The organism is Arsukibacterium sp. (assembly GCF_018402695.1).
Taxonomy (GTDB): Bacteria; Pseudomonadota; Gammaproteobacteria; order Enterobacterales; family Alteromonadaceae; genus Alishewanella.
The window spans coordinates 186331-202942 of sequence record NZ_JAGYIM010000016.1 but is presented as its reverse complement, the minus strand read 5'-3'; the positions used below and the strand labels follow the sequence as shown (position 1 = coordinate 202942).

Here is a 16612-nt window from a genome sequence, read left to right as displayed (position 1 = left end):
AGCCGGTTGGCGGGGTCTACCGCTAAATCGGGGTTAACGCTGTAATAGTCTTTTACCGCATAGGCGAGCCGGCCCGGCCTTTTACCACATCAGGGTCATCCAGGCTGATGCCATAAGTGGTGTAGTCGTTAATGACCGCATGGTGTGGCACGCCGGTATACCAGATATGGCTGGTACCCAGTGCTTTAATGCCGGCCAGCGCCTCATCGGTAAAGTCGTTAAACTTACCAACGCCGTTTTCCTCAAGCGTGCCCCAGGGTTTATTAGTGGTATTAGTATTGCCAAATAAGCGGGTAAACACCTGATACACCACTGGTTTACCATGGCGGTCTGTCGCGTCATGTTTGGTTTTGGCTGCAGTTTCCGGTTCGGCTTCAGGCTGATTGGCAGCAGCTTGTGCCGGGGCCGTCTGTTCGGCAGGCGGCTGACCGCAACTGCTCAGGCAAACTACAGCAAGCGTTGCCAGCAAAAAATTAATGCGGGGACGAAAAGCGTCTGTTTTGATTTTACGTTGTGTTGTCATTACGGTTTACCCTGCCACTGTGTTAACCCGGTAAGTTACCGCAGAATAGCCGTTAATGGCTGCCTTTTGTTGCTGCATACGTATGCAAAACGCCATAGCGCTCAGTGCAGTAAATACTGTCTTTTCGTTTTGATGCTGGCTATAGTAATGGCCCGATGGAGGGAACTGATGGAAATAGCTGCTGAAGCTGGCTTTTTAATTTTAGTCATTGCTTTGCTAGCTCTGGTTGCATGCCTGTCCTGGTGCGTAATGAGCTGGGTAGTGCGTATTTGCCCACTGGCGAGTCGTCGCTTTGCGCTGGCAAATTTACTGGTACTGATAGGTACCCTGCTACTAAGCGCCCGCACTGACCAACCATCATTCTGGTTCTGGTTTGTCTCCGACACGGCGGTGTTAGCCGGCTTTTTTTTCGTTTATCTGGGGTTGCTCAAACTGTTTAAACTAAGCTGGTCTGCCCGTTCGGCTCAGCTTACCCTGGCACTGGCCCTGCTAGCCTTACTCCCATTAAACCAAGGCAGCAACAGTGCCTGGCTGGCCGGACTGATCTTTTCAGCTGCCGCAGCCATCTTGCTGGCCCATGCTGCAGTTGCTAATTTTCAGGCAATCAAAATGGAGTTCAGTACCAGCGCGGCGTTAATTATCAGCAGCCCTTTCGCTTTGATAGCACTGTTTTTTCTGGTGCGTTTTGGCCTTCTGCTACCTGATCGACAGGCGATAACCGGTTATTTATCGTTAAGGCATCCAGACTCGCTGCCACAGTTACTATTTTTTGTGGTGTTAACTGTCGTAATTAACCTAAGCCTGGTGGGTAACGCCTTCGCCCGGTTAGTCAGTAAAATACGGAGCCTGGCCGATCGCGATAGCCTTACCGGCCTGTGGACCCGGCGCATTATGCAGCAACAATTGCTTAATCATGCCCGCAGCAGTCAGCGCCATCAGTCAGTATTCAGCATTCTGCTGATTGACCTGGATTACTTTAAAAAAATTAATGATAAGTTTGGCCACCAGATCGGTGATCAGGCTTTACTGCATGCCAGCGCATGCTTTAAACAGGCGCTGCGGGCAGAAGACTGGCTGGCACGCTATGGTGGTGAGGAGTTTCTGGTACTGTTACCTGACACCGGGCTCTCTGCAGCCAGCAACATTGCTGAGCGCATTCGCCAGCAACTGGCTACCGAGCCATTTGCCCCGGCCGCCGGTATGGCACTGACGGCCAGCATTGGTGTTGCCTGCTATCAGGCGGGCAACAATATTGAAGAATTGATTGCCTCCGTAGACCGGGCACTGTATCAGGCCAAAGCACAGGGTCGCAATCAGGTGTGCCTGGCTGATTGCCTGACCAACAACGCTGAAGCTAGCTAACCAGAATACTGTCGGCCCAGCGCACCGCCTGCTGATAGACCTCGGCCAGCTCCGCTATACCGCTTATTTGCTGCTCCAGGTTTACCGTGGTGTCCCAGTCGCCGCGTTCAAACGCCAGGGTCAGTTGCAGCATCTTGCCCAGTAAACCACTTTGCGCCAGTAAGGCCTGTTTAATTTCGGCTTGCAGCGGTAGCTGCTCCAGCATCACCGGCTGCGGCTGTTCAATAATTTCATGTACATTAGAAAACAACCCGGTTAAAAAAGCACTGGGCGGGTTATTTGACAAGTGCTTTTGCTCGGCCAGTAAATCGCAGAAGCGGGCCCGGACCAACGCCACAGTTAGCCGGTCATCCTGTTCACCGTCTGCTAAGTTGGCTAAGGCTAACAGCGCGATAAACTTCTTCAGCTCCGGCTCGCCCATCGATACCATTGCCAGCTTTAACGAGCTAATGGGCTGGCGGGCGGCAAACTGGCTGTTATTAACAAAACGCAGTAACTTATACGACAGGCCAACATCGCGCTGGCAAATACCGGCCAGCAAGTCAAAATCCAGTTCAGGCTTTGACGCTTCAGCAATTAACGCCAGTAAATTTACTTTGTTTGAGCTCAATTGTTTTTGTTTCATCATTTCCGGCCGGGCAAATAAATAGCCCTGAAACAATACAAAGCCCATCATCTTCAGCTTTTCAAATTGCTCAGCGGTTTCTACTTTCTCGGCCAGTAACACCAGTTTATAGTTGGCAATTCGCCGCAGATAGCGGCTTATTTGCAGCAGGTTAAACTGTAATACGTCAATTTTGACATAGGTTATATAGGGAAGAAATTCGTCCCATTTCGGGTCAAAGTCATGGTCATCCAGCGCCAGCTTATAACCCTGGCTATGTAAATTCTGGCAAACCTCTAACAGCTGCGGACTGGCCGGCACCGTTTCCAGAATTTCAATTACGGTGCTGGCCGGGTTAATAGAGGTAGGAAAGCGATGCAGCAGGGTGTCGGCAGAGAAATTAATAAAGGCCGGTTTATTACCGGTCAGGCTTTCGACACCCAGCAATAAATGGTGTTGCAGCAGCAACTTACTGGTGGCTTCGTCAGCATCAATATTCGGAAAACTATTGGCCTCACCGTCCCGGAAAAGCAGTTCAAAACCGTATACGGTTTTATCAGCGGCAAAAATCGGCTGGCGGGCAATATAACCGTACATAACTGCGTAGCTCCATTACTTCCTGAAGTTCAGTATATTCGGATCTGCTGTAATAACAATATGCCGCCCCAACTAATCATAATCATACTGTCAGGGCGATACTTATCGTCTTTATGCTAGCTACGCGGCGAGCGCCGGCCGTCTCTATGCTCGGTTTTAGGCTTTTTCGGCCGGTAGGGTTTACTGTTCGGGTTACTTGCCGGCAGCTGTTGCACCGGCTCAAAACCGGCAATTACCTGGCGTGGGATCTGCTGTTTGGTTAGGCGCTCAATGCCGGCCAGCTCTTTTGATTCATCGGCGCACACCAGGGATATCGCCTGACCAGAGGCGCCGGCACGGCCGGTACGACCAATCCGGTGCACGTAATCTTCCGCCACATGCGGTAAATCAAAGTTAACGACTTGCGGCAACATATCAATATCCAGGCCGCGGGCGGCAATATCGGTGGCTACCAGCACCCGGATAGTACCCGCTTTAAACTCGGCTAATGCTTTGGTGCGGGCGTTCTGGCTTTTATTGCCATGAATAGCCAGGGCGCTGATGCCCGCTTTTTCCAGCTGCAAACTCAGCTTATTTGCGCCATGCTTGGTGCGGGTGAATACCAGCACCTGACGCCAGTTATGCTGTTTAGCCAGTGATATCAGTGCCGCCGCTTTCTGGTTTTTATCTACCGGGTAGACCCATTGTTCGATTTTTTCCACGGTACTGTTAGGTGGCGTAACAGTAACTTCTACCGGGTTATGCAACAAGCCTTTGGCCAGGGTGCGGATTTCGTTGGAAAAGGTGGCCGAGAACAACAGGTTTTGCCGTTTGGCCGGCAACAACGCCAGAATTTTTTTAATATCGCGGATAAAGCCCATATCCAGCATGCGGTCGGCTTCGTCCAGCACCAGCACTTCCAGCTGCGTGAAGCGCATGGCATTTTGCTGGTATAAATCGAGCAGCCGGCCCGGCGTGGCGATCAGAATATCAACGCCTTTGCGCAGTGCCATCAGTTGCGGGTTAATGCTAACGCCACCAAACACCACGGCTGAGCGCAGTGGTAAATATTTACCATACACCTTTACACTTTCGGCAATTTGCGCGGCCAGTTCGCGGGTAGGGGTTAAAATAAGTGCCCGCACCTGATTGGCCTGGACTTTGCGGCCCTGACTACTGCCTTCGCTTAACATCTGCAGTAATGGCAGGGTAAAGCCAGCGGTTTTGCCAGTACCGGTCTGGGCGGCTGCCATTAAATCATGACCGGCCAGCACGGCCGGAATCGCCTGCGCCTGAATAGGCGATGGCGTGGTGTAACCCTTGTCACTAATGGCTTTTAAAATATCGTTCGACAGGTTTAAATCGGTAAATTGCATGCGTTATCCCGCAATAAAGGCTGCGAGAAAAATCTGCCGCAGCTGCAGTGGCCCTCATTTTGAAGGGCGTGCAGCTTACAGGATTTACCGGCTATAAGCCAATATTGCTGCTTGTCTGGCGTTAATTAAAACAGGGTATAAATAAACCCCGCCAGTGCCGATTGCTGGCTGACCACCACCAGTGCGCCCAGTAACGCCAGCACCAGAATGATTGGCAGCAACCAGATTTTTTTGCGAACCCGCAAAAATGCCCATAAATCTGTTAAAAATTCCTGCATTAAAACGGGTCCTCTAAGTCTTTGGCGCTGGGTATTTTGTCAGGTGCCAGCCAATAGCTGTCGCCGCGGGGTTTTTGGCGGTACTGCAACTTGCCAAACAGCCGCAGCACCAGCCCCAGTGGCAGCAGCATCAGGTAAAATACCACCCCCAGCAACAAACGGGTATTCAGCCAGGCCATTACCCGGGCAAACGCCATCCATGCCCGGTACGGATAATATAAGCCAGTTGGCCACAGGCTCGCCAGCACGATAAAAATAGCCGACAGCAGCAGCGGCCATAGTGGTATACGGCCAGCAGCAAGCCAGCCAAATAACCAGGGTAACAGCAGGCTGAACAACAGCGGCACGGCAATGGCCATTTGCCAGCCGAAACTACGCAGCGCAGCGCGGTCGGTTTTTAATAATAACTGCATCTTTGTTCCTATAGCTGCCGTGGCGCTAATCAGCGATAAAACTGCGTAAACGGGCCGCAGCCAGTTGCGCTGGTTGCTGCTCGGTTTTACTGAGCAAACAATTCCCCAGCACCAGGTAATCCATATCGGTGGCCAGAAAACCCTGCAAGGCATCCGCCGGACTGCAGACCGGTGGCTCACCGCGAACATTAAACGAGGTGTTTATCAGCAGCGGCGTTGCTGTCAGCTCATTAAAGGTTTGCAGTAAGTGATAAAACCCCGGGTTGCCCTGCTTACTGACGGTTTGCACCCGGGCGCTGTAATCAATATGGGTAATAGCCGGCAGGCTGGAGCGCTGTTGTGCCAGCTGCGCCAAACCACGGGCTTCCGGCGGCAGGCTGATACACAATTCCGGGTTCACTTTCGCTACCAGCAACATGTAGGGGCTGGCGACACTAAGATCAAAATATTCACTGGCATGTTCTGCCAGCACCGCCGGCGCGAACGGCCGGAACGACTCGCGTTGTTTAATTTTTAAATTAAGAATGCTTTGCATGCTGGCGCTTCTGGCATCACCCAGGATAGAACGGTTACCCAGCGCCCGGGGGCCAAACTCCATCCGGCCCTGAAACCAGCCCACCACCTGACCGGCTGCCAGTAAGCCGGCGGTACTGTGATACAGCATATCATCGCTTAATTGCTGATAAGGTATTTGCTGGCTATCGAGTAACTGGCATATTTCCGCATCGCTGTAAGCCGGGCCCAGATAGCTGCCCTGCATCTTATCATGGTGCTCGTCGGCTGTTCTGGGCTGCTGATAGTACTGATGCCAGGCCAGCATCGCTGCGCCTAAGGCACCACCGGCGTCGCCGGCTGCCGGTTGGATCCAGATATCAGTAAAGGGTCCCTCGCGCAGCAAACGACCATTGGCGACACAATTAAGCGCCACACCACCGGCCAGACATAATTTGCGCTCGCCGGTTAACTGGTGGGCATGCCGGGCAATTTTCAGGACAATTTCTTCCGTCACCTGCTGCACCGAACTGGCTAAATCCAGATACAGCTGGCCGGGCGTTGCATCCGGGCTAAGCGGCGGTGCGCCGAACAGCTGCTCAAACTTGCGACTGGTCATCCTGGAACCGACCGGATAACCAAAATAGGCCATATTCAGGGCAAAGCTACCATCTGCTTTAACATCAATCAGTTCGCGGTAAATGGTGTCAACAAAGCGCGGCTCACCGTACGGCGCCAGCCCCATTAACTTATATTCACCGGAATTAACCTTAAAACCACAGTAATAGGTAAAGGCGGAATATAACAAGCCGAGCGAATGAGGAAATTGCAGCTCGAACAACGGGGTTAAGCTATTGCCGTCACCGTGCCAGATAGTTGAGGTGGCCCACTCACCAACGCCATCCAGGCAAATAACCGCTGCCTGCTGATAGGGGCTGGGATAAAACGCCGAAGCAGCATGCGCCTGATGATGCTGACTAAACAATAACCGCGGCAGTTTGGCTTTGCTATCCAGTTTAGCCAGGGTACGCAGCTCGCGGCGCAGTACGGTTTTTAAATACAGTTTTTCTTTCAGCCAGACAGGCATTGCTGCCAGAAAGGAGCGAAAGCCGCGCGGTACATGGGCCAGATAGGTTTCCAGCAACCGTTCAAACTTCAGCAACGGCTTATCGTAAAACACCACTGCGCTCAAGTCGCTTACGCTGATCCCGGCTTCAGCCAGGCAATAGCGGATAGCGTCTGCCGGAAACGCCGGGTCGTGTTTTATCCGGCTAAACCGCTCCTGCTGGGCAGCGGCCACAATAACCCCGTCGGCCAGTAAACAGGCCGCGCTGTCATGGTAAAAACAGGAAATACCAAGAATATATTGCATAAGCCGGCTCTGTTACTGCCCTGATTAAATAATTACTTGTCTAAAGTAACCTTAATTCAGGATGGCCGGTAGTTCAAATGCGCCAAAACTTGCTGAGTTTATTAACATCGGGTACCGTCATTTTTATTGAGCTATCAATGCCTGAACCCATGTCTGATTATTCGTCCGCAGCCGCGCATAACACCGCAAGCAGAAAAGTGCTGTTTTATACTATAGCGCTCTGTATTCCGCTACTGCTGTTACTGCTGGCCGAGCTAGTGCTACGCCAGACCAGACTTTACCAACCTTATCCGTTGGTGGTGCCGGTAGCAACTATGCCCGGTTACCAGCAAGCAAACCCTCAGCTGATTAACCGCTACTTTGCCACACCCGAGCAGGCGCCTCAGGTTAGCCCCGACACCCAGTATTTTCTGGCAGAAAAAGCCCCCGGCCAGCGTCGTATTGTGTTTATTGGTGGCTCTTCTGCCGCCGGCTTTCCGTATGGGCGCTGGGGAGCGCCGGCTGCCATGCTGCAACAGCGCTTAAAACGGCTGTACCCGGAGCAAAATATTGAAGTGATTAATCTGGCAATGGCGGCGATTAATTCCTACACCCTGCTGGATATTAGCGACGAGGTTATTGCTCTTAAGCCTGATTTAGTGCTGCTGTACGCCGGCCACAACGAGTTTTTAGGGGTAATGGGCGTGGGTTCAGCGTTTGCCGGTGAGTACAGTCACGCCACTAAACTACTGTATTTAAAACTGCGCAAACTGGCGTTATTTCAGGCGCTGCAGCGTGTGTATGCCAGCGTCAGCCCGCCTGCAGACCTGCAACCAGACCGCACCATGATGGCACAAATTGCCCGCCATACTGAAATAGCCCACAACTCTGCGTTATTTAAGGCCGGTATTGCCCAGTTTACCGCCAATATGGGCCTGCTGCTGTCGAAGTATCAGGCGGCCGGCATTCCGGTACTGCTTAGCACCATCGCCAGCAATGAAGCGGACCAGCCCCCTTTTGTCTCTGCCCGGCCCGCTTTGCCAGAGCCTGATGTGTTGCAATTGCAACGGGCCCTGGCGGCAAAGCCCGATATCGCCAGCTGGCACTTTCAGCTGGCGGCGCTATACCGGCACCAGAACGCACCTGGACAGGCACTACATCATTACCAGTTAGCACGGGAGCACGACTTACTGCGATTTCGGGCGCCACTGGCTGTTAATGAAGCGATTAACGAACTTAGTAAAGCCTTTGCCGCACCACTGGTTGATGGCGAGGCATTACTGCGCCGGCACAGCCCGGATGGCATTATTGGTAAACAGCTGATGCTGGAACACCTGCACCCGAACCAGCTGGGGTACTTTTGGCTGGCTGAGGCCTTTTTAGCTGCGGTGCAGCAACAGCTGGGGCGGACCATAGCTGCCAGCGCAGTCGTTTCTCCGCAGCAGGCACTGGCCGATATACCATTAACTGAGGTCGACCTGGCACTGGCAGAGTATAAAGTGCGCCAGTTGAAGGCCGATTACCCGTTTGTAGCAACGCCGCAGCAGATTACGTTTGCCGCCAGCGACAACCCATTCAGCGAGCTGGCCCGGGCGCGCAGTAACGGCTTAAGCTGGCTGGAGGCCAGTCAGCGGCTGGTTACCCTGTATCAGCAGCAGGGCCGGATTAGCGATGCCGCCAAAGTCGCCGGATTGCTGGCCGATGCCCTGCCAACCGAGAGCCATCTGGCTTTTGTCGCCGGCCAGCTGTATTTCGATAGCCAGCAATTGCCTCTGGCAGCATATTATCAGCGCAAAGCGGTGGCCATGGCGCCCGACAATACCGACTATCGGCTAATGCTGGCCCGCAGTTATTATTATCAGCAGCAGCTTAGCCGGGCGCTTAACGAAGTAGAGCAGATCCTGGCGTTGCAGCCAGAGCACCCGGTGGCACTGCGCCAGCAGCGGCAACTGCAGCAACAACTGACAACTGGAGACTAAACTGATGCGGATTTGGCTGTTCCGGGCCATTGCCCTGACATTACCGCTGCTGGTATTGCTACTGGCAGAGCTGGCGCTGCGGGCAAGCGGCGCCGGCCACAACTGGCCGCTGTTTAAAGTGAACCCAGCCAATCCTGCTTACAGGGTAACTGAAACCGACATTGTAAAGCGCTACTTTGCCAACAGCACGGCATTGCCGACAGTGAAAATGGAACCGTCTTTTTTCCTTGCTGACAAACCCGCTAACGGCATCAGGCTGGTGGTACAAGGTGGCTCAACCGCCGCCGGTTATCCCTATGGTGCTGGCGCGTCACTGGCGGCAATGCTGGAACAACGGCTAAGCCGCACCTTTCCTCAGCAGCGGGTAGAAGTGGTGAATACCGCACTGGCGGCAGTTAACAGCTATACCTTACTGGATCTGGCCGATGAAATTATTGCCATTAAACCGGATGCGGTGCTGATTTACGCCGGTCATAACGAGTATCTTGGTTTACTTGGCGTGGGTTCAAATTATCTGGCCAGCCAGAGCCCGGCTATTACCCGGCTACTGATCAGCCTGCGTCAACTGCATAGCTTTCAGCTGATGGAGCAACTGTATCAACAGCTAAACCAACCGCTCCAGGCAGCAGATGAAAACAGCCGCACTTTTATGGCACGGGTCGCGCGGGACAAAGCTATCACACTCGGCTCTGCACAGTTTCAGGCCGGGCTTGACCAGTTTGACAGTAATCTCAGCCGGCTGCTGGCAAAATATCAGCGGGCCGGCATTCCGGTGTATATCAGCACGCTGGTCAGTAATTTAGCTGGCCAGCCGCCCTTCAATAGTAAACCCATCCCCGAGGCAGCATTAAGCCAACTACCGGCCGTAACTACCGCTGACAAACCGTTAGCCGACATGACTGTGCTGGACGCGCTTGCCGCCCAGGCTGCCCGTGCCGGTTCGGCCGATTTTCATTATTTACTGGGCCAGCATTACCAACAGCAGGGCATGCATCAACAAGCCAGAGCACAGTTCTTACTGGCAAAGGAGCATGACTTACTGCGCTTTCGGGCACCAGAAGCGATTAACCAGCTTATCCGTGAGCTGGCCGGGCGCTATAACGCCACCCTGGTGGATACCGAAGCGGCCTTTATTGCTAATTCAGCTCAGGGCATCGTGGGTAACAGCCTGCTGCTGGAACATCTGCACCCCAATGTGCAGGGCTATTTTTTACTGGCCGACAGTTTTTATAAAGCACTGGGGCGCAACCGGGCAGTCGGGAGCTGGCAGCAGCCGGTTCCGGCAACTCTTGTACCGGCAACTGTTGTACCTGCAAAAATTGCCTGGCAGGAGCGGCCGATAACGCCGGCCGAGGAATACGCCGGGTATTTACGTATTCTGCAGCTGAAAGCCGACTATCCATTCAGGCCAGAGCCGCAACAGGTGCAGTTTCCGGCCCCGCAAAACGTCCAGCAACAGTGGGGACAGGCATATATCGAGGGCAAGTTGGACTGGCTCAGTCTGCAAAATCGCAATGTGCAGTATTATCATCAGCAAGGCGATGGCGATATGCTGTTAAAAACCTTAAAAATAATTGCTGATGCCCTGCCACACGATGCCAACGCCAACCTGCAGGCTGCACAAATACTGCTAAAAGCCGGCAGGCAGGGCGAAGCCAAAGGCTATTTGCAACGGGCGACACTCGCGCCACAAGTATCGCCACAGGTGCAGCAGCAACTACAACAACTGCAAGGCGCCCTGGCGCGATAATCCGCTGCGGTCATTCGCCCGTGTTATCACCGCCGTCTGCTTTGCTGCCCGCCGGCATGGCGACACACTCAAAGCCCCAGCCACGCTGTTTTTCAACAAACTCAGCCGCCTGCTGCTCACAATAACCGGCTTCGTTGTTGGCCTGCCATAACACGCTGGTAGTGCCATCTTTAGTGTAATGCACCTCACAAGGTAACTCGCCGCCCTCGGGGTACACCACTTCAATAACCCGCACAGCGTCACCCAGCTGACAATGCATGCTCTGCCCCTGCTGTTCATCTGCTTGCAACGGGCTAACCGACAAACCCACCGTCACCACCATACTTGCTAACACCAATCTCATTCAGATACTCCTGTTACAGTAAAACCTGCATTAGTATAGACCAGGTTTTCAGACCCTTGTTTTCCCAAAGCTATTTATTGCTGATCACTTTCAGCCTTTTTCCTAACGATAAATTAGAAAGCTAAAGACAGGCACAATGAAGATGCATGGACAGGCACAGCTGGCACAATGAAGATGCATAGACAGGCACAGCTAGCAAGAATAGAACAGACGAGCTGCTCATTAGCTTACGTTCAGGACAATTTGGCAAAAAGTCTTAGCAGCCAGTACTAATTTGGTAAATACCTGCGCCTGATGCGACTTTTCTCTCTTTACTGCCATAACGCTCCCTGAGCTTCAGGTTGATGGCCGGTTAAAGTGCGTTGTGCGGATTCACGAATTGATGAGTGTGACTCAGGCGGTTTCGCGTTGGGCGCGTCGGCTAAAGTGTGTGTTGTAGCGTGCTTCGAATTGGGTGGCGCGTGTCAGCCAGTCTTGCTGACTGAGATTAAGGCGTTGCAGGATGGGGGTAGCGGTTTGGTGGCGCTACCGGGTTGGCTTGGCCGGATAGCGCGGCGGGTGTAGTCCAGCAGCGCAAGATAGTCTTTCAGACTGAATATAATACCCGGTTGCAGCTGTTCAACCTGCGCGCCCTCAAAAGGCAGCAAGGGCTTGAGAGGGTGGCTGAAGTGTTGCAGGTTGCCTTGCCGGGTTTGTTCGGCAATGGCGTGTCCCAAATTAAATGTTGGGTTTAGCCGCTCTTTGATGCTGGTGAAGTCAGAGCCTTCAGGTGTCTCTGCAATGTTAGCGCGAACCGGGTTCAGGTCGACGTAGCCCATGCAGGACAATAGCGCTTCTTCGGTCAGAAGTGCCTGGGATTTAAATCTGGCTTCCCAGAAGTGACCGGTGCAACCGTCTTCCTGATTGGCCTGACGGGCAATGGGCTCGTTAAGGCATTTCATAAACCAACTGAGGCTGGTCAGGCGCTGGCGATAAACCTCGACACAACTATGTACGGTGTCCAGCTCGGCGGCACTGAGCGCACTGCCAGCCAGATAACGTTGCACCAGCAGTGTTCCCTTAAAAAGACTGGTCCAGCGCAACAGCACGTCTTGAGTATTCCAGTCCTTTGCCTGCTCTGGCTGGAGTTTAACCACGATATGCAAATGGTTAGACATAATGGCGTAGGCACAAATGTCGATAGCAAACAGTGAGGCCAGCAAGCGAATACGCTGTTCAATCCAGGCCCGGCGGTGTTCGTAATTTTCGCCCGTCTCACTGTCAATGCCGCACAAAAAAGACCTGCGCACGCAGCGGGAGACGACATGGTAGTAAGGTGTTTCCTCGACAGCGATGAGGGCTTTGCGGGGTCTGGGCATACCGCACCTGATAACTGTTTAAATATACAGTAAAGCTAGTTGTCGATTACCCGGCTGTCAAGGTTTGGTGAAGGGAAGAGTCTGAAGTCAGGATGGCTTGCTCTTTTGATGTGCCTGTCCAGGTATAAGGTGATAGCTGATACATCAGCTATAGCCATAAATAAAGATGTTATTTCATTTTAAAAACAAAAAAGCTGCAGACTGGCTGCAGCTTTTTTAATTGAGTTACCAACTTATTGTTTAGTAACGGTCAGTTCCGGCGTTTCGGTTAATGTGGCATCTAACAGAAAGTTATATACCGCATCGTCGGCGAACGTCATATTCAGGTTATCGTTACTGCCCTGGATCCGCAGCGGCGTACCTTCAGTTACCGTAGCCCCGTCCGGCCCTGCCCCCATATTAACCGTAGCCCAGTCGCTGGAAGCCACTTTAAATTCGTAGCTGCCGGCAGTGATACTGATATCCACGCTGTACAGGTTGGCACCCAGATACTCAAAGGCATCCGCTTCACCCCAGTCATTCATCGCACCGCGCAGGAATACGGTAGTTGAACCGTAAGGTACATACTCGCTGACAGTCAGCGTAGGTGCTGCCGGATTAAGCGCATTTAAGGTGAACACATAGGATGAGTTGCTGTCGACAGTAAGCAACAGGTTATCGTTACTTGGCTCGATAACGATTGGCGTATCAACTACCACCTGGTTGCCGGCAGCACCAGCACCCAGGTTAACGGCTGCCCAGTCGCCTGAGGCCACTTTAAACTCATAGCTACCCGCATTAATATTTAAGGTTGCCGTGTAAATACCCGCTCCATCATAGTTAAAGGCATCAGCCTCACCCCAGTCATTCATGGCGCCGCGAACAAACACGGTAGTGGCTTCGTACGGTGGAATATCCGGCGCACCCAGCGTCGCATCAGCCGCTAAGCCCGGGCCTTGCTCACCCATCTGCGCTTTAACAAATACTGCCATGCTGTACGCTGGCACGGTAAAGGTGCCTTCATCAGTGCCGGCGATAAAGCTGGCCATGCTGACCGTGCTGTCGACTGAGGCCTGCTGCATCGGGTGCAAGTCAAAGCCGGCAGCGGTAGGTACAGTGTGCGACTGCTCCTGCGCGGTGCCGTTAACCATTACCACCAAGGCGTCATGCATCGGGTCTAAGTCTGTCAGGCCGGTGCCATCGTCAATGGACATCACAATAACGCCCTGGGTCTGGTTACTGCCGATATTATGAAAGCCTACCCGGTCCATCACATCGTCTGCCGTGGTCAGGCGGAACAGCGGGCTGCCACTGCGGATTGCCAGAAACTCGGTAAACACATCAGAGGCAAACATAATGTCGGTGTCGCTGACCTCGGTTTGCGGGTTCAGGAATAACCCGGCAATGCTGTCCCAGTTATCCCGGTTTTTTTCCGCATTGGGTAAGCCCACCGCCCAGTTGTTGGTTTGCATGGTGAAATCAACATAGTTAAACCAGTCGCCTGAGTCATAGCTGTCGCGGTCCATTGATTTGGAGCGCAGGAAGTCGCCACCCATTTGCAGGAACGGAATACCCTGGCTCATCAGCGGAATGGCAATAGCCATATTCTGGGCCCGCACCCGCTCGGTAACACTCAGCGTTTCCGGCAAGCGGCTTTGCAGAATATCCCACAGGGTTTCGTTATCGTGTTTCGACACATAGTTAATAATGTCTGCCGGATCTTCCGCATAACCTGCCGCCTGGCCATTCCAGTTGGCACTGGACGCCGGGCCGGTAATATCGCGATAGTTTTTCAGCACATAGTCTTTTAAGGTACCGGCTAAACTGATGCGGATAATATCCTGCTCAGCCAGATTGCCGTCATCGTTAACCCCACTGAAAATGGCCGCGCTACGCACACCCTCCCGGATGCGGTCATTAAAGGTACCCACTTCGGTCCCCGCCATATCCTGTTGTTTAGCCTGGGTAAATAAGCGGTTGTCGGCTACTTCACCAAAGTTCCAGCCTTCGCCGTAGAAGTAAGTGTTAGCATCAACTGCCCGCACCGCTTCACGCGCGGCTAGCAGGTTGTCTTTCGGATGATGGCCCATAATATCGAAGCGGAAGTCATTAAAACCAAAGTCACGGGCTAAGATAACCAACGAGTCTTTAATAAACTTATCGAACATGTTGTGCTCGGTGGCGGTGTTTTCACAGCAGGTTGAGCGCTCAATCGTGCCACTGACTTCGTTATAACGGTGGTAGTAGCCCGGTACCAGTTTATCGAACACCGAGTTATCAAACAGGCCTGAACTGCTGGTATGGTTATATACCACGTCCAGCGCTACCCTAAGGCCAATATCGTTTAACGCTTTTACCATGGCCCGCACTTCTTTGATCCGCACCGCACCTTCCGGATCAGAGGCATAGCTGCCTTCAACCGCAATAAAGTGATGCGGGTCGTAGCCCCAGTTAAAACCGTCAATCCGGCGGATAGATTCGACCAGTGCCTGAGCATCATCACTGTACGGCAGGTAGCCTTCGAGTAATGACAGCAGAGTAGCACTATCGCTCTCCACACCACATACCGGTGCCTCGGCATTCAGCGCACACAGCTCGGCAACGGTGTCGGTTAAGTTAATGCGGCGGTTGGCGCGCTCTTCAATATTGGCCTGATCGTTTAACGGCAGCACATGAAAGTGCGTTAAGCCATTGTCAGCCAGTTTTTTCAGATGGCTTACCGGTGCGGACTCCATTTCAGTAAACGCCAGGTACTTACCGCGGTTCGCTTCGCTGGTGCTCATATCACGCACACTGAAATCACGGACATGGCCTTCATAAATCACGCTATCTTCCGGGTTGGCCACCACCGGCACGGTGCGCTCGCTCCAGCCTTCCGGCGCTAAGTCTGCGTCGGCCAGATTAACGAACTGGCTGTAAGCGCCGTTAGTCGAGACACTGACCGAATAAGGGTCGGTGCTTTCAATAGTTTCTACCGCCCGGGTTAACGGATGATAGACAGTCACTTCATAGCGGTAGAATTTACGATCCAGCGCACTGCTGGCACCGCTGTAAGACCAGACACCGGTTTGCTCGTCCAGGCTCATCGGGTGGCTGGCTGCAGCGGTTTTATCGCTGTTATACACTTTTAAGGTCATGCTGCGGGCAGTCGGCCCCCATACTGCCGCGGTAACATTACCATCGCTATACTGCACCCCTAAACTGGCGTCCAGCGCGCTGTTTTCACCACTGGCATATAAAGCATCCAGCACCTTGGCAACCTGCACATAACTGGCCGCAACCAGTTCACCGTCGCTGTTATAGGCAGCCAGTGCCAGCTGGTTTTTCGCCATGGCTTTGGCTTCATCTGCGGTAAAGTCAACACTGAATGCGGCCGCATTAGCCAGGTGCGGCACCAGGGCTTTTTGCTCGTCGCTAAGCATAACCGGCGTCAGCTCAATACTGCTACCTTCCAGCTCGTCATTGTTATTAACTTCAAGGTCGGCATCGGCTGAATAAAACAGCTTTACCACCGGCGCGGTATCAGCCGCTGTCGCATTCCAGATAAAAGTATTGGTGTCTAACCAATGACCGGCTGCACCCTGAATACTGACACCCAAGGACAAAATCGGGAACTCAAATACACCATTTACACCGGAGAATACCCAGTTCATCCGGGCAAAATCCGGGTCGTCCTGCGACAACGGCATTTGCATATCCGGGCCCGGGTCTTTGCCGGCATCGTCGGTGCCAATGTGAATAATAAAGTTACCACAGGCTTCTGCCGTGCCGGCATAACCTGGTTTTAAATCCAGCACCCAGTAAGCGCCATAATTCGGGTCAATGCCATCGTGGATCAGACCATTGGCCCAGGACGGCGCTATGGATGATGCGGCATAGGCATCGCACGCTTCATTATTCCAAGTATGCAACCGGTAACCATCATAGGCATCATCCTGCGGCCGGTTATAGAACAACACCGCCTGGTTTTCACCGGCAAATACCACCGGATCGGGCGCATTCGGGTCACGGCCACTGACACAACTTTCATTGTTGGCATCAGGGAAGGTACCGGTGGGGCAGGAAATGGGGGGCGGGTCAATACACTGACTACCATTAGCATCAGGTATTTGCGGCACATTACAGGTTAACAGTTCTTCGCCGGGCTCGGTTGAATCACCGCATGCGGCTAACACACTTACCGTGACTGCCAGCGCACTCAGTCTGAGCAGCTTTTTCATATTTAAAG

Annotated in this window: 12 protein-coding genes; 3 read left to right on the top strand and 9 right to left on the bottom strand. The window is 53.0% G+C overall.

Going from position 1 to position 16612, the window contains the following annotated elements; translation table 11 throughout:
• Window positions 1–52: 52 nt before the first annotated feature.
• Window positions 53–523, bottom strand: coding sequence for a hypothetical protein (locus KG631_RS18880; RefSeq protein ID WP_301003695.1), 471 nt, complete (start codon window positions 521–523; stop codon window positions 53–55).
• Window positions 524–691: 168 nt separating this feature from the next.
• Between KG631_RS18880 and KG631_RS08480 the strand changes: the two genes are divergently transcribed.
• Window positions 692–1885, top strand: a complete 1194-nt coding sequence (locus KG631_RS08480; RefSeq protein WP_213998146.1) for a GGDEF domain-containing protein — start codon at window positions 692–694, stop codon at window positions 1883–1885.
• Here KG631_RS08480 and KG631_RS08475 read toward each other — a convergent pair.
• From KG631_RS08475 to KG631_RS08455, 5 genes are all read right to left on the bottom strand, one after another.
• On the bottom strand, window positions 1878–3086 hold the full coding sequence (locus tag KG631_RS08475; RefSeq protein ID WP_213998139.1) for an EAL domain-containing protein: 1209 nt from the start codon (window positions 3084–3086) through the stop codon (window positions 1878–1880). The genes KG631_RS08480 and KG631_RS08475 overlap by 8 nt on opposite strands.
• Window positions 3087–3202: 116 nt before the next feature.
• Window positions 3203–4441, bottom strand: a complete 1239-nt coding sequence (locus KG631_RS08470; RefSeq protein WP_213998132.1) for a DEAD/DEAH box helicase — start codon at window positions 4439–4441, stop codon at window positions 3203–3205.
• Window positions 4442–4566: 125 nt separating this feature from the next.
• Complete coding sequence (locus KG631_RS08465) at window positions 4567–4719, bottom strand: DUF5989 family protein (protein WP_213998125.1); 153 nt, start codon at window positions 4717–4719, stop codon at window positions 4567–4569.
• Window positions 4719–5132, bottom strand: a complete 414-nt coding sequence (locus KG631_RS08460; protein WP_213998118.1) for an SxtJ family membrane protein — start codon at window positions 5130–5132, stop codon at window positions 4719–4721. The genes KG631_RS08465 and KG631_RS08460 overlap by 1 nt, the downstream gene beginning before the upstream one ends.
• A 25-nt stretch (window positions 5133–5157) precedes the next feature.
• On the bottom strand, window positions 5158–6996 hold the full coding sequence (locus KG631_RS08455; RefSeq protein ID WP_213998112.1) for a carbamoyltransferase: 1839 nt from the start codon (window positions 6994–6996) through the stop codon (window positions 5158–5160).
• 77 nt (window positions 6997–7073) lie between these two features.
• Between KG631_RS08455 and KG631_RS08450 the strand changes: the two genes are divergently transcribed.
• The gene (locus KG631_RS08450) at window positions 7074–8954 is read left to right on the top strand and encodes a hypothetical protein (RefSeq protein ID WP_213998105.1); all 1881 of its coding nucleotides are present in this window, start codon (window positions 7074–7076) and stop codon (window positions 8952–8954) included.
• Window positions 8955–8958: 4 nt separating this feature from the next.
• Window positions 8959–10704: an SGNH/GDSL hydrolase family protein gene (locus KG631_RS08445; protein WP_213998099.1), complete on the top strand. Its 1746-nt coding sequence runs from the start codon at window positions 8959–8961 to the stop codon at window positions 10702–10704.
• Window positions 10705–10714: 10 nt separating this feature from the next.
• Here KG631_RS08445 and KG631_RS08440 read toward each other — a convergent pair whose 3' ends face one another.
• The 3 genes from KG631_RS08440 to KG631_RS08430 all read right to left on the bottom strand — a co-directional run bounded on the left by KG631_RS08440 (window position 10715) and on the right by KG631_RS08430 (window position 16604).
• Window positions 10715–11047: a hypothetical protein gene (locus KG631_RS08440; protein ID WP_213998092.1), complete on the bottom strand. Its 333-nt coding sequence runs from the start codon at window positions 11045–11047 to the stop codon at window positions 10715–10717.
• A gap of 464 nt (window positions 11048–11511) precedes the next feature.
• The gene (locus KG631_RS08435; protein WP_213998085.1) at window positions 11512–12405 is read right to left on the bottom strand and encodes a transposase; all 894 of its coding nucleotides are present in this window, start codon (window positions 12403–12405) and stop codon (window positions 11512–11514) included.
• Between the two features lie 233 nt (window positions 12406–12638).
• A complete protein-coding gene (locus KG631_RS08430; protein WP_301003694.1) occupies window positions 12639–16604 on the bottom strand; it encodes an alpha-1,6-glucosidase domain-containing protein in 3966 nt (1321 codons plus the stop codon).
• Window positions 16605–16612 lie beyond the last annotated feature (8 nt).

Excerpts from the sequence above, each read along its gene's own strand:
- KG631_RS18880 (WP_301003695.1), bottom strand. The coding sequence starts at position 523 with ATGACAACACAACGTAAAATCAAAACAGACGCTTTTCGTCCCCGCATT.
- KG631_RS08480 (WP_213998146.1), top strand. The coding sequence starts at position 692 with ATGGAAATAGCTGCTGAAGCTGGCTTTTTAATTTTAGTCATTGCTTTG.
- KG631_RS08475 (WP_213998139.1), bottom strand. The coding sequence starts at position 3,086 with ATGTACGGTTATATTGCCCGCCAGCCGATTTTTGCCGCTGATAAAACC.
- KG631_RS08470 (WP_213998132.1), bottom strand. The coding sequence starts at position 4,441 with ATGCAATTTACCGATTTAAACCTGTCGAACGATATTTTAAAAGCCATT.
- KG631_RS08465 (WP_213998125.1), bottom strand. The coding sequence starts at position 4,719 with ATGCAGGAATTTTTAACAGATTTATGGGCATTTTTGCGGGTTCGCAAA.
- KG631_RS08460 (WP_213998118.1), bottom strand. The coding sequence starts at position 5,132 with ATGCAGTTATTATTAAAAACCGACCGCGCTGCGCTGCGTAGTTTCGGC.
- KG631_RS08455 (WP_213998112.1), bottom strand. The coding sequence starts at position 6,996 with ATGCAATATATTCTTGGTATTTCCTGTTTTTACCATGACAGCGCGGCC.
- KG631_RS08450 (WP_213998105.1), top strand. The coding sequence starts at position 7,074 with ATGCGCCAAAACTTGCTGAGTTTATTAACATCGGGTACCGTCATTTTT.
- KG631_RS08445 (WP_213998099.1), top strand. The coding sequence starts at position 8,959 with ATGCGGATTTGGCTGTTCCGGGCCATTGCCCTGACATTACCGCTGCTG.
- KG631_RS08440 (WP_213998092.1), bottom strand. The coding sequence starts at position 11,047 with ATGAGATTGGTGTTAGCAAGTATGGTGGTGACGGTGGGTTTGTCGGTT.
- KG631_RS08435 (WP_213998085.1), bottom strand. The coding sequence starts at position 12,405 with ATGCCCAGACCCCGCAAAGCCCTCATCGCTGTCGAGGAAACACCTTAC.
- KG631_RS08430 (WP_301003694.1), bottom strand. The coding sequence starts at position 16,604 with ATGAAAAAGCTGCTCAGACTGAGTGCGCTGGCAGTCACGGTAAGTGTG.